The organism is Pseudomonas knackmussii B13 (assembly GCF_000689415.1).
GTDB lineage: Bacteria > Pseudomonadota > Gammaproteobacteria > Pseudomonadales > Pseudomonadaceae > Pseudomonas > Pseudomonas knackmussii.
This window is the reverse complement of the sequence record NZ_HG322950.1, coordinates 222,348-241,263: the sequence shown is the minus strand read 5'-3', so window position 1 is coordinate 241,263 and position 18,916 is coordinate 222,348. Positions and strand designations below refer to the sequence as shown.

General features: G+C 66.3%; 17 protein-coding genes and 1 pseudogene. 11 read left to right on the top strand and 7 right to left on the bottom strand.

All coding sequences use genetic code 11. The features are described 5' to 3' along the window. Window positions 1–43: 43 nt before the first annotated feature. Window positions 44–2,785, bottom strand: a complete 2,742-nt coding sequence (gene polA / locus PKB_RS01070) for a DNA polymerase I (RefSeq protein WP_043248283.1) — start codon at window positions 2,783–2,785, stop codon at window positions 44–46. A 74-nt stretch (window positions 2,786–2,859) separates the two neighbouring features. On the opposite strand from polA, the gene PKB_RS01065 reads away from it, so the two are divergent. Beyond that, the gene (locus PKB_RS01065) at window positions 2,860–3,150 is read left to right on the top strand and encodes a DUF2782 domain-containing protein (protein WP_043248281.1); all 291 of its coding nucleotides are present in this window, start codon (window positions 2,860–2,862) and stop codon (window positions 3,148–3,150) included. 34 nt (window positions 3,151–3,184) lie between these two features. Next, window positions 3,185–4,135 carry a homoserine kinase gene (locus tag PKB_RS01060; protein WP_043248279.1) on the top strand — a complete coding sequence of 317 codons (951 nt, stop codon included), beginning with the start codon at window positions 3,185–3,187 and terminating at the stop codon, window positions 4,133–4,135. A 255-nt stretch (window positions 4,136–4,390) separates the two neighbouring features. Here PKB_RS01060 and PKB_RS01055 read toward each other — a convergent pair whose 3' ends face one another. The 3 genes and pseudogenes from PKB_RS01055 to PKB_RS01045 form a co-directional block, all read right to left on the bottom strand. After that, window positions 4,391–5,077: a TSCPD domain-containing protein gene (locus PKB_RS01055; RefSeq protein WP_043248278.1), complete on the bottom strand. Its 687-nt coding sequence runs from the start codon at window positions 5,075–5,077 to the stop codon at window positions 4,391–4,393. Window positions 5,078–5,088: 11 nt separating this feature from the next. Further along, window positions 5,089–7,298 (bottom strand): annotated as a pseudogene (locus PKB_RS01050) (adenosylcobalamin-dependent ribonucleoside-diphosphate reductase). Between the two features lie 188 nt (window positions 7,299–7,486). Beyond that, window positions 7,487–8,407: a zinc ABC transporter substrate-binding protein ZnuA gene (locus PKB_RS01045; RefSeq protein ID WP_043248275.1), complete on the bottom strand. Its 921-nt coding sequence runs from the start codon at window positions 8,405–8,407 to the stop codon at window positions 7,487–7,489. Between the two features lie 70 nt (window positions 8,408–8,477). Between PKB_RS01045 and zur the strand changes: the two genes are divergently transcribed. The 8 genes from zur to PKB_RS01005 all read left to right on the top strand — a co-directional run bounded on the left by zur (window position 8,478) and on the right by PKB_RS01005 (window position 14,636). Continuing rightward, on the top strand, window positions 8,478–8,981 hold the full coding sequence (gene zur, locus PKB_RS01040) for a zinc uptake transcriptional repressor Zur (RefSeq protein ID WP_084166548.1): 504 nt from the start codon (window positions 8,478–8,480) through the stop codon (window positions 8,979–8,981). After that, complete coding sequence (gene znuC, locus PKB_RS01035) at window positions 8,981–9,787, top strand: zinc ABC transporter ATP-binding protein ZnuC (protein ID WP_043248274.1); 807 nt, start codon at window positions 8,981–8,983, stop codon at window positions 9,785–9,787. Before zur ends, znuC begins: the two co-directional genes overlap by 1 nt. Further along, a complete protein-coding gene (gene znuB / locus PKB_RS01030; protein WP_043248271.1) occupies window positions 9,780–10,568 on the top strand; it encodes a zinc ABC transporter permease subunit ZnuB in 789 nt (262 codons plus the stop codon). The genes znuC and znuB overlap by 8 nt, the downstream gene beginning before the upstream one ends. A 37-nt stretch (window positions 10,569–10,605) precedes the next feature. After that, window positions 10,606–10,986 (top strand): hypothetical protein, encoded by a 381-nt coding sequence (locus PKB_RS01025; RefSeq protein ID WP_043248269.1) that lies wholly within the window; start codon window positions 10,606–10,608, stop codon window positions 10,984–10,986. Between the two features lie 198 nt (window positions 10,987–11,184). Further along, window positions 11,185–12,195, top strand: coding sequence for a methionine ABC transporter ATP-binding protein (locus PKB_RS01020; RefSeq protein WP_043248267.1), 1,011 nt, complete (start codon window positions 11,185–11,187; stop codon window positions 12,193–12,195). After that, window positions 12,192–12,857, top strand: coding sequence for a methionine ABC transporter permease (locus tag PKB_RS01015; protein ID WP_043248265.1), 666 nt, complete (start codon window positions 12,192–12,194; stop codon window positions 12,855–12,857). The genes PKB_RS01020 and PKB_RS01015 overlap by 4 nt, the downstream gene beginning before the upstream one ends. Window positions 12,858–12,909: 52 nt before the next feature. Continuing rightward, on the top strand, window positions 12,910–13,692 hold the full coding sequence (locus PKB_RS01010; RefSeq protein WP_043248263.1) for a MetQ/NlpA family ABC transporter substrate-binding protein: 783 nt from the start codon (window positions 12,910–12,912) through the stop codon (window positions 13,690–13,692). Window positions 13,693–13,988: 296 nt separating this feature from the next. Continuing rightward, on the top strand, window positions 13,989–14,636 hold the full coding sequence (locus tag PKB_RS01005; RefSeq protein WP_043248261.1) for a gamma-glutamylcyclotransferase: 648 nt from the start codon (window positions 13,989–13,991) through the stop codon (window positions 14,634–14,636). On the opposite strand, the gene PKB_RS01000 is transcribed toward PKB_RS01005, so the two are convergent. Both PKB_RS01000 and fusA read right to left on the bottom strand, forming a co-directional pair. After that, window positions 14,633–14,845 (bottom strand): DUF3079 domain-containing protein, encoded by a 213-nt coding sequence (locus PKB_RS01000; protein ID WP_043256795.1) that lies wholly within the window; start codon window positions 14,843–14,845, stop codon window positions 14,633–14,635. The two genes, PKB_RS01005 and PKB_RS01000, sit on opposite strands and share 4 nt — an antisense overlap. Before the next feature lie 71 nt (window positions 14,846–14,916). Beyond that, window positions 14,917–16,965, bottom strand: coding sequence for an elongation factor G (fusA, locus tag PKB_RS00995; RefSeq protein ID WP_043248260.1), 2,049 nt, complete (start codon window positions 16,963–16,965; stop codon window positions 14,917–14,919). A 427-nt stretch (window positions 16,966–17,392) separates the two neighbouring features. Here fusA and PKB_RS29490 point away from each other — a divergent pair, with 427 nt between their 5' ends. Next, on the top strand, window positions 17,393–17,557 hold the full coding sequence (locus PKB_RS29490) for a hypothetical protein (RefSeq protein WP_156957971.1): 165 nt from the start codon (window positions 17,393–17,395) through the stop codon (window positions 17,555–17,557). Between the two features lie 191 nt (window positions 17,558–17,748). On the opposite strand, the gene PKB_RS00990 is transcribed toward PKB_RS29490, so the two are convergent. Beyond that, a complete protein-coding gene (locus PKB_RS00990; RefSeq protein ID WP_043256793.1) occupies window positions 17,749–18,795 on the bottom strand; it encodes a threonine aldolase family protein in 1,047 nt (348 codons plus the stop codon). Window positions 18,796–18,916: the final 121 nt, after the last annotated feature.

Here is an 18,916-nt window from a genome sequence, read left to right as displayed (position 1 = left end):
AATAGCGCCAAAGGCCCCGGAATTCGGGGCCTACGACCGTTCGTCAGTGGGCTTCATCCCAATTGGAACCGCTGCCGGTTTCGACGATGAGCGGTACCTCAAGACGGGCGGCCCCGCCCATCAGCTCACGCAATTTGGCCGATACGGCTTCGATTTGTTCCTCGCGCACTTCCAGCACCAGTTCGTCGTGCACCTGGAGGATGACGCGCGCGTCGACGCCGCTTTCCTGCAGCCAGTTATCCACAGCCACCATCGCCAGCTTCATGATGTCCGCGGCGGTGCCCTGCATGGGCGCGTTGATCGCCGTGCGTTCGGCCGCCTTGCGCATGACCGCGTTTTTCGAGGCGATTTCCGGCAGGTACAGCCGACGCCCGAACAGCGTCTCGACGAAGCCCTGCTCCGCAGCCTGTACGCGGGTGCGCTCCATATAGGCCAGCACGCCCGGATAACGCTCGAAGTAGCGATCGATGTAGGCCTGAGCTTCCTTGCGGTCGACGCCGATCTGCTTGGCCAGGCCGAAGGCGCTCATGCCGTAGATCAGGCCGAAGTTGATGGCCTTGGCGCGGCGGCGCTGCTCGGCGGTGACCTCTTCCAGCGGAATGCCGAGGACCTCGGCCGCGGTGGCGCGGTGCACGTCACGGTCATGGCGGAACGCGTCGAGCAAGCCTTCGTCCATCGCCAGGTGGGCCATGATGCGCAGCTCGATCTGCGAGTAGTCGGCGGATACCAGCTTGTAGCCCTTGGGCGCGACGAACGCCTGGCGGATCCGCCGGCCTTCGGCGGTGCGGATCGGGATGTTCTGCAGGTTCGGGTCGGTGGACGATAGCCGCCCGGTGGCCGCCACGGCCTGGTGGTAGCTGGTGTGGATGCGCCCGGTGCGCGGGTTGATCTGTTCCGGCAGCTTGTCGGTGTAGGTGCTCTTGAGCTTGCTCAGCGAGCGGTACTGCATGATCACCTTGGGCAGCTCGAAGTCCTGCTCGGCGAGGTCGGCGAGGACGTTTTCGGCGGTCGACGGCTGGCCGGTAGCGGTCTTCGCCAACACTGGCAGGCCGAGCTTCTCGTAGAGGATGGCGCCGAGCTGCTTGGGCGAGCCGAGGTTGAACTCCTCGCCACCCAGCTCGAAAGCCTTGCGCTCCAGCTCGACCATCTTCTCGCCGAGCTCGTGGCTCTGCATGCCGAGCAAGTGGGCATCGACCAGCGCGCCATTGCGCTCAATGCGCGCCAGCACCGGCACCAGCGGGATTTCGATGTCCTGCAGCACCTTGGCCAGCGAAGGAATGGCCTGCAGCTTTTCCCACAGGGTGCGGTGCAGACGCAGGGTCACGTCGGCGTCTTCCGCCGCGTAGGGGCCGGCCTGCTCCAGGGCGATCTGGTCGAAGGTCAGCTGCTTGGCGCCCTTGCCGGCGATGTCCTCGAAACGGATGGTGCTGTGGCCTAGGTACTTCAGCGCCAGGCTGTCCATGTCATGGCGGGTCGCCGTGGCGTTCAGCACGTAGGACTCGAGCATGGTGTCGAAGGCCACGCCCTGCACCGCGATGGGCGTGCTGGCATTGGCCAGGACATTGATGTCGTACTTGGCGTGCTGGCCGACCTTGGCTTTCTTCGGGTCTTCCAGCAGCGGCTTGAGGGCGCGCAGCACGGCGTCGCGATCCAGCTGGGCGGGCACGCCCATGTAACTGTGCGCCAGCGGCACGTAGGCAGCCTCGCCCTCTTCCACCGCGAAGGAAACGCCCACGAGTTGCGCCTGCTGGGCGTCGATGCTGGTGGTTTCGGTGTCGAAGGCGAAGAGCTCGGCGGCCTGCAGTTTCTTCAGCCAGGCGTCGAATGCGGCCTGCTCCAGCACCGTCTCGTAGCGTGCTTCGGCTTGCGCGGGCGCCTCTTCAGCCGGTGCTTCGCCGGCGTCCTTGGCTTCGCGCAGGAGGTCGTCGAGCCAGTTCTTGAACTCCATCTCGCGGTACAGCTCGATCAGTGCCTCGCGGTCCGGCTCGCCCGGATGCAGCGCGTCGATCTCGACGTCCAGCACGACGTCGGTCTTGATGGTCGCCAGCTTGTAGGAGAGGTAGGCCTGCTCGCGGTTCTCCTCGAGCTTGGCCGGCAGGCCCTTGGCGCCGCGGATCGGCAGCGAGGGGACCTTGTCGAGGTTGGCGTAGAGCACGTCGAGGCCGCCGCCCACTCCGGTGAGCAGACCCAGCGCGGTTTTCTCGCCGACGCCCGGCACGCCGGGAATGTTGTCGACCTTGTCGCCCATGAGCGCCAGGTAGTCGATGATCAGCTCAGGACCGACTCCGAATTTCTCCTTCACGCCATCCACGTCCAGCGTGCTACCGGTCATGGTGTTGACCAGCGTAATGTGCCCGTCGACCAGCTGCGCCATGTCCTTGTCGCCTGTGGAGATCACCACCGGGCGCGACAGCGCGGCGCTGCTGCGGGCCAGAGTGCCGATCACATCGTCGGCTTCCACACCTTCAACGCACAGCAGCGGCAAACCAAGCGCACGCACCGAGGCATGCAGCGGTTCGATCTGCACCCGCAGCTCGTCCGGCATCGGCGGACGGTGCGACTTGTACTCGGCGAACATCTCGTCGCGGAAGGTCGGGCCCTTGGCGTCGAAGACCACCGCGAAAGGGCTGCCGGGATATTGCCGGCGCAGGCTCTTGAGCATGTTCAGCACCCCCTTCACCGCGCCCGTGGGCATGCCCTTGGAGGTGGTCAGCGGCGGCAGGGCATGGAAGGCGCGGTACAGGTAGGAAGAGCCGTCCACGAGGACGAGGGGTGCTTGACTCATGAGGGGAATCAACCTTTTCCGGAGGCCAGGGGCTAGAATGACCCTAGCCAATTCAACAAAGGAACAAGGTTATCATGCGCAGTTCGAAACGCTGGTTGTTGGCCGCCCTGCTGGCCGCTGCACCCCTTGCTGCTCTGGCCGCCGACGAGGCAGCGCCGACGCCCGAACCCGACGTGACCATCCGCCAGGAGGGCGACAAGACCATCCAGGAATACCGCATCAACGGATTCCTCTATGCCATCAAGGTCACGCCCAAGCATGGCAAGCCGTATTTCCTGGTGCGCCAGGATGGCAGCGACGGCAACTTCATCCGCTCCGACCAGCCGGAAAAGCTCATCCCCCAGTGGCAGATCTTCAGCTGGTAATCCATTCACCGTTTAGCGCTCACGAGGTCTGAGCATGTCGGTATTCACCCCTCTCGAGCGCTCCACCCTGGAAGCCTTCCTCGCCCCCTACGGCCTCGGCCGCCTGCACGACTTCCAGGGCATCAGCGAGGGCTCGGAGAACAGCAACTTCTTCGTCAGCCTGGAGCAGGGCGAATTCGTCCTGACCCTGGTCGAACGCGGCCCCGTGCAGGACCTGCCGTACTTCGTCGAACTGCTCGACCTGCTGCACGAAGCCGACCTGCCGGTGCCGTACGCCCTGCGCACCCGCGACGGCGAGGCGCTGCGCCAGCTCGAAGGCAAGCCGGCGCTGCTGCAACCGCGCCTGCCGGGGCGCCACGAGCGCCAGCCCAACACGCACCATTGCAGCGAGGTCGGCACTCTGCTGGCGCGCTTGCACCTGGCCAGCCGCGAACACGTCATCGAACGCCCCAGCGACCGCGGCCTGAGCTGGATGCTGCATCAGGGCGAGGCGCTGTCCTCGCACCTGGCGCCCGCGCCGCGCGAGCTGCTGGACAGCGCCCTGGAAGAGATCGCCCGTCTGCTCGCCGAGCAACCCGAACTGCCGCGCGCCAACCTGCACGCCGACCTGTTCCGCGACAACGTGCTGTTCGACGGACCGCACCTGGCCGGGGTGATCGACTTCTACAACGCCTGCTCCGGCTGGATGCTCTACGACCTGGCGATCACCGTGAACGACTGGTGCTCCCACGCCGACGGCACCCTCGACGGCCCGCGCGCCCGCGCCCTGCTAGGCGCCTACGCCAGCCGCCGCCCCTTTACCGCGCTGGAAGCGGAGCTATGGCCGGAAATGCTGCGCGTGGCCTGCGTGCGCTTCTGGCTTTCCCGCCTGATCGCCGCCGAAGCCTTCGCCGGGCAGGATGTGCTGATCCACGATCCGGGCGAGTTCGAACGTCGCCTGGCGCATCGGCAGAAGGTGGAGATTCATCTGCCGTTTGCGTTGTAACGGTACTCACCGGCGAGACCCGCCTTTCGTAGGAGCGAGCTTGCTCGCGAATGGATTTCCCCGCTGCTGCAGTGCAGTTCGGTTCGCGAGCAAGCTCGCTCCTACAGGGTTTTGTGTGGCGGGATGCAAGCGGGCGTGAAGATCCAATCTGGAGCTGACATCCCTGTCGTGACTCCTCTGCTCAAGCTCAACCCCAGCCCGGCCATCCATGGCCGGTCGTTCGCCGGCGCGACGCATGCGTCGCGTACGGCCGGCTCACCCACATTTCGAATGCCCGCAATTGAGGCAGGTCGCGCAGCCGTCCATTTGCACTACCGCCATCGTGCTGCACTTGCCGCATAGCTGGGCGCCGGTGGGGAAGCCTTCGCCGGGTTCGGCCTTGTTGGTGCCCTGGGCTGCTTCGTAGGCCGCGCGTTTTTCCGCGAGGTACAGGCGTTGTTCCTGGTCGATTTCCGGGCCTTGCATCAGGCCGATGGCGATCAGGTGGCGCTCGATCACCGCGCCTATTTCAGCCACGATCGACGGCATATAGACGCCGCCGCGCTTGAGGTAGCCGCCGCGCGGGTCGAACACTGCCTTCATTTCCTCGACCATGAATGTGCAGTCGCCGCCCTTGCGGAACACTGCCGACATGATGCGGGTGAGCGCCACTATCCACTGGAAGTGGTCCATGTTCTTCGAGTTGATGAAGATCTCGAAGGGCCGGCGCTGCTCGTAGGGCGTGTCGGGGTTGAGCACCACGTCGTTTATGGTCACGTAGAGCGCGTGCTCGAACAGCGGCGACTTGATCTTGTAGGTCGCCCCCACCAGCATCTCCGGACGCTGCAGGGTCTCGTCCATCTTCACCACCGACGCCGCGGCGGCGGCCTCGGCGCGGGCGCGCTCCTCGACCACGTCCACCACTTCGAAGCCCTTGATCTTCTGACCGATCTTCACTGCCATCGCGGGCCTCCTCAGAACTTGCCGTAGTAGCCTTCTTTCAAGGCATCGAACAGGTTGGCGGCGGTGTGGATCTCACCGTCGTACTCGACTTCCTCGTTGCCCTTGAGCTCCACCGTGCTGCCGTCTTCCAGCTGGAAGCGGTAGAGCGTGCGCTCCAGGTCCGCGTCCTTGACCAGCACGCCCTGGAAGGCCGCCGGGTTGAAGCGGAAGGTCGTGCAGCCCTTCAGGCCCTGGCGCCAGGCGTACAGGTAGATGTCCTTGAACTGCTCGAAGGGGTAGTCGGTGGGCACGTTGGCGGTCTTCGAGATCGACGAATCGACCCACTTCTGCGCCGCGGCCTGGATGTCCACGTGCTGCTGCGGGCTGACGTCGTCGGCGGTGATGAAGTAGTCCGGCAGGCGATGGCGCTCGCTCTCGGCATCGGGCACGGCCTTGGCGTCGACATGCGCGCGGTAAGCGAGCAACTCGTAGCTGTAAACCGAGATCTTCTCCTTGGTCTTGCGCCCGGGGCGGATCAGGTTGCGCGAGTAGTGGTGGGCGAAGCTGGGCTCGATGCCGTTGGAGGCGTTGTTCGCCAGGCTCAGGCTGATGGTGCCGGTGGGCGCGATCGAACTGTGATGGGTGAAGCGCGCACCGTGGCGGGCCAGCGCCTCGACCAGTTGCGGCGCATGTTCGGCGATGCGCTGCATGTAGCGGGAATACTTCGCGTGGAGGATGCGGCCGGGCACCTTGTCGCCGATCTTGTAGCCATCGGTCGCCATCTCCGGGCGCTTGCGCAGCATCTCGGCGGTAACTTCATATTCCTGAACCAGCACCGGCGCGGCGCCTTTCTCTAGCACCAGGTCAAGCGCCACTTCCCAGCCGACCAGCGCCATCTCGCGCGCCACCTCCTCGGTGAACACGCAGGCCTCCGGGCTGCCGTAGCGCAGCTTGAGCATCGTCAGCGTCGAACCCAGGCCGAGGAAGCCCATGCCATGTCGGCGCTTGCCGAGGATTTCCTCGCGCTGCTGCGCCAGCGGCAGGCCGTTGATCTCCACGACGTTATCGAGCATGCGGGTGAACACGCGCACCACTTCGCGGTAGCGCTCCCAGTCGAAGCGTGGTTCCTCGCCAAAGGGCTCGACGACGAAGCCGGTGAGGTTCACCGAGCCGAGCAGGCAGGAGCCGTACGGCGGCAGCGGCTGCTCGCCGCAGGGGTTGGTAGCGCGGATTGCCTCGCACCACCAGTTGTTGTTCAGCTCGTTGACCCGGTCGATGAGGATGAAGCCCGGCTCGGCGTAGTCGTAGGTGGAGACCATGATCATGTCCCACAGGTGCCGCGCCTTGACCCGTCCGTAGATCTTGCAGGCGACCCGGCCGTCCTCGCCAACCACGTAGTCGTCGTGCACCGGCCAGTCGCGCCAGAGCACCTTGGCCGGGTCGTCCAGGTCGATCTCGCCGCGCTCCTTGTGGTGCACCGGGAACACCAGCGGCCAGTCGGCGTCGCTTTCCACTGCCTGCATGAAGCCGTCGGTGACCAGCAGGCTGAGGTTGAACTGGCGCAGGCGGCCGTCCTCGCGCTTGGCGCGTATGAATTCGCGCACGTCCGGATGGCCGACGTCGAAAGTGCCCATCTGCGCGCCGCGGCGACCGCCGGCCGAGCTCACGGTGAAGCACATCTTGTCGTAGATATCCATGAACGACAGCGGCCCGCTGGTATAGGCGCCGGCGCCGGAAACGTAGGCGCCGCGCGGGCGCAAGGTGCTGAACTCGTAGCCGATGCCACAGCCGGCCTTGAGCGTCAGCCCGGCCTCGTGGACCTTCTGCAGGATGTCGTCCATGGAGTCGTGGATGATCCCGGAGACGGTGCAGTTGATGGTCGAGGTGGCCGGCTTGAACGCCTGCGCACCGGCATTGGAGATGATCCGCCCGGCCGGAATGGCGCCGTGGCGCAGGGCCCAGAGGAAGCGCTCGTACCAGTGCTCGCGGGTCGCCGGGTCGGCCTCGATGTCGGCCAGTGCGCGGGCGACGCGCTGCCAGGTCGCATCGACGCTGTCGTCGACCGGCGTGCCGTCCTTCTGCTTGAGGCGGTATTTGCTGTCCCAGATGTCCTGGGAAGCCGGTTGCAGGGGCGGCATCCCCTGGTCGGCGCCGCGTGGGCGTGCATCGGTCCTGGCCATCCGCTGAGTAACCTCCTGTTGGCTGGGTGGTTGGCGCGAAATCCGACCACCGTACGCAACATCTAGTTATCAACTACTGACTGGCATCAATATCTTGTGCCTGCCGTAGCGCACAGATGAATGTAGAGCAAATTCCGACATCCCTCTAACCGGCGGCTTCATTCCTTGTAAAAGCGAGCTTGCTCGCGAACGACCCCTCAGAGGAGCCAGGTTCGCGAGCAAGCTCGCTCCTACGAAAGGCTCGCTCCGATCAGAGCTTTTCCAGACACCCGGCGAACTCGCCGGCCAGGTTGCCCAGCAGGTTCTCGTAGCCGTTGGCGTCGACCTTGACCGTCACGCCGAGGTCGTCCAGCTCGGCCAGGCGCACCGGCAGGCCGGCGCTGAGGGTGTCGGCGAGGCGCGGGCGGATCGGCGGTTCGCTGAAGATGCAGGCCGGGCCGGTCTTCTGCAGTTCCGCGCGCATCGCTGCCACGTGCTTGGCGCCCGGCTGGACGTCCGCGGAGACGGCGAAGACGCCCGCATGATGCAGGCCGTAGGCTTCCTCGAAGTAGTCGAAGGCCTCGTGGAAGACGAAGTACGGCTTGCCGGCCAGCGGCGCCAGGCGCTGTTTCAGGCGGGCGTCCAGCTGCTCCATGCGCTCGTCGAAGGCCTTGAGGTTGGCCTGGTAGCGGCTGGCGTTGGCCGGGTCGGCGATGGCCATGTCCTCGGCCATGCGCGCGGCGATCAGCTGGGCATTGGCGGGCAGCAGCCAGAGGTGCGCGTCCACCGAGCCGGGGCGGTGATCGTGGTCGTGATCCTCGTAGTCGGCCTGGGTCATGTGGCTGAAGTCGACGAACTTGCGCAGGTGCATGCCGGGCAGGTCCTGCAGCGCCGCGCTGGGCGCCGAGCGCGCCTGCAGCGGTTTGTCGAGGAACACCTCCATGTCCGGGCCGATCCAGTAGAACAGCTGCGCCTCGCGCAGGCGGCGGACATCGGACGGGCGCAGCGCGTAGCTGTGCGGCGAGGCGCCCGGCGGCAGCAGCACGTCCGGGGTGCCGGCGCCGTCCTGGACGGCGGCGGCGATCAGCTGCAGCGGCTTGATGCTGGTCAGCACCGTCACCTCGGCGCGGGCGCCAAGGCTCAGGAACAGGGCGCAGGCGGCGGAGAGCAGGGCAAATGGGCGCAGGGTCACGGCGAACTCACACGGGCAGGGAGGTAAAGAGTAATATAATAACGTCTCCGAACCCGAGCGACCTAGCCGCATGTACAAGTTGATGCCCAATACGCCCCTCGCCTGCCGCCCGCACGACCACGCCTCGTGCGTCGCCGGCGCCCTGGCCGAGGCTGACGCGCTTTGCGCGCGCCAGGGCGTGCGCCTGACCGAGTTGCGCCGACGCGTGCTGGAACTGGTCTGGCAGAGCCACAAGCCGCTGGGCGCCTACGACATTCTCGCCGTGCTCAGCGAGGAAGACGGCCGCCGCGCCGCGCCGCCGACCGTCTACCGGGCGCTGGATTTCCTCCTGGAAAACGGCCTGGTGCACCGCATCGCCTCGCTCAACGCCTTCATCGGCTGCATCAACCCGGAGCATGCCCACGAGGGCCAGTTCCTCATCTGCCGTACCTGCCACACCGCCATCGAGCTGGAACAGCCGGCCATCAGCCAGGCCATCATCGCCGGCGCCCAGGGCGTCGGCTTCCAGGTCGAGACGCAGACCGTCGAAGTAGTCGGCCTCTGCGCGGCCTGCGCGCCCAAGCAGGAGGCGTGATGAGCGAGGCCCTGGTGCGACTCGAGGGAGTCGGCGTGCGCTACGACGGCCAGGCGGTGCTGCAGAACGTCAGCCTGAGCATCGCCCCGCGCGAGATCGTCACCCTGATCGGCCCCAACGGCGCCGGCAAGACCACTCTGGTGCGCAGCGTGCTCGGCCTGCTCAAGCCCGACAGCGGCACCGTCTGGCGCCAGCCGAAACTGTCCATCGGCTACATGCCGCAGAAGCTGCACGTCGATCCGACCCTGCCGCTCTCGGTACTGCGCTTCCTGCGCCTGGTGCCCGGCGTCGGCCGCGAGCAGGCGCTGGCCGCGCTCAAGGAAGTGGGCGCCGCGCACGTGCTGGAGAAGCCGCTGCAGACCGTCTCCGGAGGCGAACTGCAACGCGTCCTGCTGGCCCGCGCGCTGCTGCGCAAGCCGCAGCTGCTGGTGCTCGACGAGCCGGTGCAGGGTGTCGACGTCGCCGGCCAGGCCGAGCTGTACCGCCTGATCACCCGCCTGCGCGACCGCCTCGGCTGCGGCGTGCTGATGGTTTCCCACGACCTGCACCTGGTGATGAGCACCACCGACCAGGTGGTCTGCCTGAACCGCCACGTCTGCTGCTCCGGGCACCCCGAGCAGGTCAGCGGCGACCCGGCCTTCGTCGAGCTGTTCGGCCAGGATGCGCGCAGCCTGGCGGTCTACCACCACCATCACGACCACTCCCACAACCTGCATGGCGAGGTGGTGCCGCAGGGCGCCAAGCTGGCCATCCAGGGCAAATTGACTCCGGTCCACAAGCACGGCCCCGACTGCAACCATGGCTGATTTCCTCCTTTACGCGCTGCTGGCCGGGTTGTCCCTGGCAGTGGTCGCCGGCCCGCTCGGCTCCTTCGTGGTCTGGCGGCGCATGGCCTATTTCGGCGACACCCTGTCCCACGCCGCCCTGCTCGGCGTTGCCCTGGGCTTCCTGCTGGACGTCAGCCCGACCCTGGCGGTGACCGTCGGCTGCATCCTCCTGGCCGTGCTGCTCGTGACCCTGCAGCAGCGCCAGCCGCTGGCCGCCGACACCCTGCTGGGCATCCTCGCGCACAGCACGTTGTCCCTCGGCCTGGTGACGCTGAGCTTCATGAAGGAAGTCCGTGTGGACCTCATGGGCTACCTGTTCGGCGACCTGCTGGCAGTGAGCCGCACCGACCTGCTGTGGATAGTCGCCGGCAGCGCCCTGGTGCTGGCGCTGATCACCTGGCTGTGGCGACCGCTGCTGGCGATCACCGTGCACGAGGAGCTGGCGCGCGTCGAAGGCCTGCCGGTGACGGCGATTCGACTGGCGCTGATGCTGCTGATCGCCATCGTCATCGCGGTGGCCATGAAGATCGTCGGCGTGCTGCTGATCACTTCGCTGCTGATCATTCCCGCCGCCGCCGCCCAGCGCCATGCACGCAGTCCGGAGCAAATGGCGCTAGGCGCCACGCTGGTGGGGATAGTCGCGGTGTGCGCCGGGCTGTCGTTGTCCTGGTTCAAGGACACCCCCGCCGGACCGTCCATCGTGGTCAGCGCGGCAGGCATGTTCCTGCTGAGCTTTGTCCTGCCCCGGCGGACGGTGTAGAATTTGTCGATTTTTTGATCAACCGAGAGCCCAAGGCATGAAGTCGCTCGCCCTCCGCGTGCTGTCCATTCTCTCCGTCGCCCTGCTGCTGGGTGCCTGCCAGAGCCAGTCCACCCAGGCTCCGGCGCCGGCCGCCAGCGCCTTCGAAACCTCCCTGGCCGCCGGCCAGCTGGAACAGGCGCAACTGCAACTGGGCCAGGAGCACGAAAATGCCGCGCAACTGGCCGAACGCCGCCAGCGCCTGGCCGACGCCTACATCAAGCGCAGCCGCGAGGCCCTGCAGGCCGGTGACGTCAACGGCGCCACCAACGCCCTGGCGCGTGCTCGCTCGCTGATGCCCAAAGCGCCGGCCCTGGCCGCCGACGTCAACGGCATCGCCCATCCGGCCGAAGCCAGCCCGGTCAAGTGCGCGCCCTGAGGCGCGCCTTACCCTCGAAGTAGCCGCTTTATCCCGCCTTATTCCAATTTGCTCAGTGCTTATCTGAACAAAGATTAATCAGCCATAAGAAAAGCAGGGTAAAATGCCCGGTTTTGGCTGACCGCCTATGCTCGATTGCCAGAGACGACCCGGCAGCCGACCCCTTCCCCACATCGACGCACCCACAAGGTTCGCCACGTGATCGAATTCCACGACGTCCACAAGACCTACCGCGTCGCCGGACGCGACATCCCGGCCCTGCAGCCGACCCGGCTGAGCATCGAAGCCGGCCAGGTGTTCGGCCTGATCGGCCACTCCGGCGCCGGCAAGAGCACACTGCTGCGCCTGATCAACCGCCTCGAAGAGCCCAGCGGCGGGCGCATCCTCATCGACGGCGAGGACATCACCGCCCTCGACGCCAACGGCCTGCGCCGCTTCCGCCAGAGCGTCGGGATGATCTTCCAGCACTTCAACCTGCTGGCCTCCAAGACCGTCGCCGAGAACATCGCCATGCCGATGAAGCTCGCCGGCAGCTACAGCGCCGCCGAGATCGCCACGCGGGTCGACGAACTGCTCAAGCGCGTGGGCCTCGAAGCCCATGCCCGCAAGTACCCGGCGCAGCTGTCCGGAGGCCAGAAGCAACGCGTCGGCATCGCCCGCGCCCTCGCCTGCCGGCCCAAGCTGCTGCTCTGCGACGAGGCCACCAGCGCCCTCGACCCGCAGACCACCGGCCAGGTCCTGCAACTGCTGGCGGAGATCAACCGCGAGCTGAACCTGACCATCGTCCTGATCACCCACGAGATGGACGTGATCCGCCGCGTCTGCGACCGCGTCGCGGTGATGGACGGCGGGCGCATCGTCGAACAGGGCGATGTGGCCGACGTCTTCCTGCACCCACAGCACGACACCACCCGGCGCTTCGTCTTCGAGGCCGAGCGGGTCGACGAGGACGAGCAGCACGACGACTTCGCCCACGTCCCCGGCCGCATCCTGCGCCTGACCTTCCGCGGCGAGGCGACCTACGCCCCGCTGCTGGGCACGGTCGCGCGCCAGACCGGCGTGGACTACAGCATCCTTGCCGGGCGCATCGACCGCATCAAGGACCAACCCTACGGGCAGCTGACCCTGGCGCTGGTCGGCGGTGACATCGACGCCGCCATGGGCCAGCTGAACGCCGCCGAAGTCCATGTGGAGGTACTGCGCGCATGAGCGACTTCTTCGTGAACATCGACTGGTCGGAGATCCTCCAGGCCACCCTCGATACTTTCTGGATGCTCGGCGGCTCGCTGCTGTTCACCGTGATCCTCGGCCTGCCGCTGGGCGTGCTGCTGTTCCTCACCGGGCCCAAGCAGATGTTCGCCAACCGCGGCATCTACGGCGTGCTGGCGTTCGTGGTCAACGTGCTGCGCTCGCTGCCGTTCATCATCCTGCTGATCGTGCTGATCCCGGTGACGCTGCTGCTGGTCGGCACCTCGCTGGGGGTCGCCGGCGCCATCCCGCCGCTGGTGGTGGGCGCCACGCCGTTCTTCGCGCGCCTGGTGGAAACCGCGCTGCGCGAAGTCGACAAGGGCATCATCGAAGCGACCCAGGCGATGGGCGCCAGCACTCGCCAGATCATCGTCAACGCGCTGTTGCCGGAAGCCCGTCCGGGCATCATCGCCGCCATCACCGTTACCGCCATCACCCTGGTGTCGTACACCGCAATGGCCGGCGTGGTCGGCGCCGGCGGCCTCGGCGACCTGGCGATCCGTTATGGCTACCAACGCTTCCAGGACGACGTGATGCTGCTCACCGTCGTCATGCTGGTGGTGCTGGTGCAAGTACTGCAGACCGTCGGCGACAAGCTGGTGGTCCATTTTTCCCGCAAATAACCGCAAGGCCCGCCATCCGCGGGCACAGAAAAAGTCCCAAAAGGAGCGAACAATGAAAAAACTGCTTGCCGCCTTCGCCGCCGCCGCGGCCATCTCGGCCCCGCTGGCCCAGGCCGCCGACACCCTGAGCGTCGCCGCTACCCCGGTTCCGCACGCGGAGATCCTCAATTTCGTCAAACCCATGCTGGCCAAAGAAGGCGTGGAGCTGAAGGTCAAGGAGTTCACCGACTACGTGCAGCCGAACACCCAGGTCGCCGAGAAGCACCTGGATGCCAACTTCTTCCAGCACCAGCCGTACCTGACCGAGTTCAACAAGTCCAAGGGCACCGACCTGGTCGCCGTCACCGGCGTGCACATCGAGCCGCTGGGCGCCTACTCCAGCAAGTACAAGAAGCTCGACGAACTGCCCGAAGGCGCCAGCGTGGTCATCCCCAACGACGCCACCAACGGCGGCCGCGCCCTGCTGCTGCTGGCCAAGGTCGGCCTGATCACCCTCAAGGACGACAAGAGCATCACCGCCACCCCGAAGGACATCGTCGGCAACCCGAAGAAGATCAAGGTGCGTGAGCTGGAAGCCGCGACCCTGCCGCGCATGCTGAACCAGGTCGACCTGGCGCTGATCAACACCAACTACGCGCTGGAAGCCAAGCTGAACCCGACCAAGGACGCCCTGGCCATCGAGGGTTCCGACTCGCCCTACGTGAACATCCTGGTCGCCCGTCCGGACAACAAGGACAGCGCCGCCATGCAGAAACTGGCCGCCGCCCTGCACAGCCCGGAAGTGAAGAAATTCATCCAGGACAAGTACAAGGGCGCCGTGGTGCCGGCGTTCTGATCGCCTGTACGACCCGTCCTACCGAAGAAGCCCGACCTCAGCGTCGGGCTTTTTTATGTCTGAAAGCCAGGTCTGACGGTTTCGGCTGTAAAACCGCTGCAATACGCAGCCTCTATAAAGGGCCTTCAGAAGTTGTTTTCAGGCCGCTTTTCCATACTCAGGCAGGGGAGAGCGGCCTTTTTTCTTCTTTTCCCCACCATTCGTCCGGTTAAAGGTGTCTTGCCGGGCAACCCCTTCAGTCAGATTCCTACATCCGCTAACTTTTCTGACAGCGTGTTGTAGCTGGGGGGTTACGCATGAATTCGTCCGATACGCCCGACGATCCCTTCTATCCGCCGGTGCTGGGGGCACCGGAACGACACAGCGCGGAGCAGTTGCGCGCCTCGCTGGAAATCACCATGGCCGACCACGGCGGCGGACCCGTCTGGCTGTTCGCCTATGGCTCGCTGATCTGGCGCCCGGAGTTCCCGGTGGCCGAGGCCCGCCGCGCGCGGGTGCATGGCTACCACCGCGGGCTCTACCTGTGGTCGCTGACGCACCGTGGCACTCCGGAAATGCCCGGCCTGGTGCTTGGTCTTGATCGCGGCGGTTCCTGCTCGGGCTTCGCCTACCGGCTGCCCGACGACGGGCTCGACGCCAACCTTTTCGCCCTCTGGCAGCGCGAAATGCCCTACGCCTCCTACCGCCCGGAATGGCTGAACTGCCGCCTGGACGACGGTAGCCGGGTACGCGCGCTGGGTTTCGTCCTCGAGCGCCACCTGCCCAGCTACGCCGGCTCGCTGCCGGACTGCATCGTGCAGCGCGTTTTCGAGAGCGCCCAGGGCCACTTCGGCACCACGCGCGACTATGTCGAGCAGACAGTCAGCGCGCTGCGCGCCTGCGCCATGCCCGACCTCAACCTCGAAGCCCTGCTGGCGCGCTGCTGCGGCAAGGTGTCGTCCTAGCGCTCGGTGCGCGGTTCGGGGGCCGGCAATGGAGCGGCGTCGAGCCCCCAGCCGGCATCATCGGCCCAGTCCTCGCCGAATACTTCCACCGGATGCTGGGTGCGGCTGGCGCCGTTGCCGCAGCCCATGGCATTGGCCGGACAATAGCGGTCGCAACCCCAGCAGATGCGCTCGGGGTGGCTGGGGTTCAGGGGGAATTTCTTGGCCATGGTGAAGTTGTCCACAAGCAGGGCGTCGAGTCCATTCAACGCCTTGCCGACAAGCGATGGCTTGTCCTGGATCAGTCTTCTTCCTGCACCGCCTTGTAGCCGCTGGACAGCCGCTGCTGCACATCCTGCGGCACGGCGCTGTAGTGGCTCGCCTCCAGGGTGTAGAAGCCCTGCCCGGCGGTGATCGACTTCAGCCGGTTGGCGTAGCCGTCCAGCTCCGCCAGCGGCACCTGGCCGCGCACCATGGCCACGCGCGCCGACAGCGGCTCGGTGCCCAGCACCTGGCCGCGGCGGCCGGTGAGGTCGGCGGTGATATCGCCGAGGTTGGCGTCAGGCGTGGTCACCGCGATGCTCACCACCGGCTCCAGCACCATGCCGCCGGCATTGCGCAGGGCGTCGAGCATGGCCTTGCGCCCGGCGTTCTGGAAGGCGATGTCCTTGGAGTCCACCGAGTGGCTCTTGCCGTCGTACACCGTGACCTTCACGTCCTCCACCGGGAAGCCGGCAAGCGGGCCTGCGGCCAGTGCCGAGCGCACGCCCTTCTCCACCGAGGGAATGAACTGCCCGGGGATCACCCCGCCCTTGATCGCATCGACGAACTCGAAGCCGGCCCCGCGCGGCAGAGGCTCGATGCGCAGGAAGACCTCGCCGAACTGCCCGGCGCCGCCGGTCTGCTTCTTGTGCCGGCTGTGGCCTTCGGCCGGGCGCGTCGCGGTTTCCCGATAGGGCACGCTCGGCGGGCGGGTGCTGACTTCCAGCTTGTAGCTGCCGGTCAGGCGCTCCAGCAGGTAGCGCAGATGCAACTCGCCCATGCCGCGCAGCACGGTTTCCTGGGTCGAGGCGTTGTAGTCCAGGCGCACGCAGGGGTCTTCGGCCAGCAGCCGCTGCAGCACCTCGGCCAGGCGCTGCTCGTCGCCGCGGCGGCTCGCCTCGATGGCCAGGCCCTGCATGGGCACGGGGAAGTCCAGTGGCTGCAGGCGGATGTGGTCCTCGTCATGGGAGTCATGCAGGACCACATCGAACTCCAGCTCGTCGATCTTGGTCAGCGCACCGAAGTCACCGGGGATCAGCTGCGGCACCTCTTCATGCCGTCGGCCCTGCAGGCGCAGCAAGTGGCCGACCTTGAACGGCTTGCGACCATCGCCGGCGAACAGCTGCATGTCGCGGCGCACAGTGCCCTGGTGCACACGGAAGACGCCCATGCGCCCCACGAAAGGGTCGATCACCACCTTGAACACGTGGGCCAGCACATGGGCATCGGGATCGGGGCGCGAGCGGAACGCAGTCACCCCACCGGCCTCGTCGACCCGCTCGAACAGCGGAGGATTGCCCTCGGTCGGGTTCGGCGCCAGGCGCGCCAGCACGTCGAGCAGCTCACCCACTCCGGCGCCACTGCGCGCCGAGACGAAGCACAGGGGAATCAGGTGCCCTTCGCGCAGTGCCCGCTCGAAGGGCTCGTGCAACTCCTCCGGCTGGATCGAGCCCTGTTCCAGGTAACGCGCCATCAACTCCTCATCGACCTCGACGACCTGGTCGACCAGCGCCTGGTGGGCCTCCTCCACCGAGGAGAAATCGGCATCGCCGTCCGGCGCGAAGAAGCAGTCGGAAACCCGCGTGCCACCGCCGGCCGGCAGGTTCAGCGGCAGCACTTCCTTGCCGAAGGCTTCGCGCAGGTCGGCCAGCAGCCCCGGCAGGTCAACGCGCTCGGCGTCGATCTTGTTCACCACCAGCATCCGGCACAGCCCGCGCTCGCCGGCCCAGTGCATCATGCGCCGGGTGTTCAGTTCGATGCCGTTCTGCGCGTTCACCACCACCAGGGCGGTATCCACCGCCGCCAGTGCCGACAGCGCGTGGCCAATGAAATCGGGGAAGCCGGGCGTGTCGATCAGCTGGATGTGCGCATCGCCATGGCTGAGGTGGACCAGCGCCGCGGACAGCGAATGGTGGTAGTCGCGCTCCATGGGATCGGCGTCGCACAGGGTGTCGCCGCGCTCCAGAGAGCCCATCGCGGGGATGGCGCCACTGCGCTGCAGCAGGGCCTCGGCGAGCAGGGTCTTGCCGGTGTCGCCATGGCCGACCAGGGCGACCGTACGGATCTGTTCGACCGAATAGTTCGACATGGGAAACCTCCCGAGGCAGGGGTATCGGGAAGTATAGGCAGGCCATCCGGCGCTTCCTGGGCAAAAATCGCCAGCCGCAGGCACCCCAGCAGGCATGCACATGGCAGCGCTTTCGACACAGGTTTTCCACAGCTTGCTGAAGTGTGACTCCACAGCACTTGTGGACAAGCCGAAGGCACTTGTCGATGCAGATCGAACACCGCGTCGCACGGGCTTTTCAGCGATTTTCGCGGTGGTTTTTCGAGCAATCCCCGGGAGGCCCCGAGGAGCCTGTCCGAGCGGACCTTATCCACAGCTTTGTCACAAGCGGACCCACAGCTTCCGTGGACAGCCGGCAGGTGGGTTTTCGCCGAAATTCCAAGCGCTCCCCTTTACCACGGGCTTTTGGTGAAATTTTGAGCACTCAGGCGAAGCTCACGGAGCATGCGTGCTGCAGCTATCCACCGACAGCTTTTCCACAGCTTTCTGGCAGTCCGCTCCACAGCCACTGTGGGCAACTGCGAGGCATTCGCCGCGCTTTCGCAAAGCCTTGAAAATCAAGGCGATCGCCGAAAATAAGGTCAAAAAACGTACAGCCCGGCGCAAGCCCTGAAGGACCTGCCCGGGCGCCGTTCACTCACACCTTATCCACAGAAGGGCCAACAGCTTTCGGGGGCAACTTTCACGGCGTCGAACAGCTCTCCGTCGATTGCCCCAAAGCCAGGCCTGGCGCGCCCTACAGCGCTCTGCGCACAGCCCGACCACAGGCTGCGCACAGGGATTTCCACGGATTCCGTGGACAACTCAGGCGGCGCCCATCACCGCGCGAATGTCCTGCGCCAGCGCCTCGACCCGCGCGGTGTCGGTGTCCCAGGAGCACATGAAGCGCGCACCGCCGGCGCCGATGAAGGTGTAGAAGCGCCAGCCGCGCTGGCGGAGGGCTTCCAGCGCAGGCTCGGACATCTGCAGGAACACGCCGTTGGCCTCCACCGGGAACATCAGGCTCACCCCCGGCACGTCGGCGACCAGTTGCGCCAGCAGGCGCGCGCTCTGGTTGGCGTGCCTGGCGTAGTGCATCCAGGCGTCGTCCTGCAGCACGCCGACCCAGGGCGCGGCGAGGAAGCGCATCTTCGAGGCCAGTTGGCCGGCCTGCTTGCAGCGGTAGTCGAAGCCTTCGGCCAGCTCGCGGTTGAAGAACAGGATGGCCTCGCCCACCGCCATGCCGTTCTTGGTGCCGCCGAAGCAGAGCACCTCGACGCCGGACTTCCAGGTCAGCTCGGCCGGCGAGGCATCGAGGAAGGCGCAGGCGTTGGAGAAGCGCGCGCCGTCCATGTGCAGGTGCAGGCCCAGCTCACGGCAGGTTTCGCTGATCGCCTTCAGCTCCTCGGGGCGATACACGGTGCCGACTTCGGTGGCCTGGGTGATGGTCACCACGCGCGGCTTGGGATAGTGGATGTCCTGGCGCTTCAGGGCGATCTCGCGGATCGCCTCGGGGGTCAGCTTGCCCTGGGCGTCGGTGCGCGCCAGCAGCAGCTTGGAACCGTTGGAAAAGAACTCCGGCGCACCGCACTCGTCGGTCTCGACGTGGGCGGTCTCGGCGCAGATCACGCTGTGGTAGCTCTGGCACAGCGAAGCCAGGGCCAGGGAGTTGGCGGCGGTGCCGTTGAAGGCGAAGAACACCTCGCAGTCGGTCTCGAAGAGCTCGCGGAAGTGATCGGAGGCGCGCGCCGTCCACTGGTCGTCGCCATAGGCACGCTCATGACCGCGGTTGGCCTCGGCCATGGCCGCCCAGGCTTCCGGGCAGATACCGGAATAGTTGTCGCTGGCGAATTGCTGGGAGTTGTCGAACATCGAAAGCTGCCTCGGGAAAAAGTCATCCGCAGGCAGCGTAGCGAAATCGGAGGGATTGTAGGAGCGCGCCATGCGCGCGATTCGCGGCCATGGGCCGCTCCTACAGGGGAATGTCCGTGTG

Coding starts and splice junctions, on each gene's coding strand:
- polA (WP_043248283.1), bottom strand. CDS start 2,785: ATGAGTCAAGCACCCCTCGTCCTCGTGGACGGCTCTTCCTACCTGTAC.
- PKB_RS01065 (WP_043248281.1), top strand. CDS start 2,860: ATGCGCAGTTCGAAACGCTGGTTGTTGGCCGCCCTGCTGGCCGCTGCA.
- PKB_RS01060 (WP_043248279.1), top strand. CDS start 3,185: ATGTCGGTATTCACCCCTCTCGAGCGCTCCACCCTGGAAGCCTTCCTC.
- PKB_RS01055 (WP_043248278.1), bottom strand. CDS start 5,077: ATGGCAGTGAAGATCGGTCAGAAGATCAAGGGCTTCGAAGTGGTGGAC.
- zur (WP_084166548.1), top strand. CDS start 8,478: ATGTACAAGTTGATGCCCAATACGCCCCTCGCCTGCCGCCCGCACGAC.
- znuC (WP_043248274.1), top strand. CDS start 8,981: ATGAGCGAGGCCCTGGTGCGACTCGAGGGAGTCGGCGTGCGCTACGAC.
- znuB (WP_043248271.1), top strand. CDS start 9,780: ATGGCTGATTTCCTCCTTTACGCGCTGCTGGCCGGGTTGTCCCTGGCA.
- PKB_RS01025 (WP_043248269.1), top strand. CDS start 10,606: ATGAAGTCGCTCGCCCTCCGCGTGCTGTCCATTCTCTCCGTCGCCCTG.
- PKB_RS01015 (WP_043248265.1), top strand. CDS start 12,192: ATGAGCGACTTCTTCGTGAACATCGACTGGTCGGAGATCCTCCAGGCC.
- PKB_RS01010 (WP_043248263.1), top strand. CDS start 12,910: ATGAAAAAACTGCTTGCCGCCTTCGCCGCCGCCGCGGCCATCTCGGCC.
- PKB_RS01005 (WP_043248261.1), top strand. CDS start 13,989: ATGAATTCGTCCGATACGCCCGACGATCCCTTCTATCCGCCGGTGCTG.
- PKB_RS01000 (WP_043256795.1), bottom strand. CDS start 14,845: ATGGCCAAGAAATTCCCCCTGAACCCCAGCCACCCCGAGCGCATCTGC.
- fusA (WP_043248260.1), bottom strand. CDS start 16,965: ATGTCGAACTATTCGGTCGAACAGATCCGTACGGTCGCCCTGGTCGGC.
- PKB_RS00990 (WP_043256793.1), bottom strand. CDS start 18,795: ATGTTCGACAACTCCCAGCAATTCGCCAGCGACAACTATTCCGGTATC.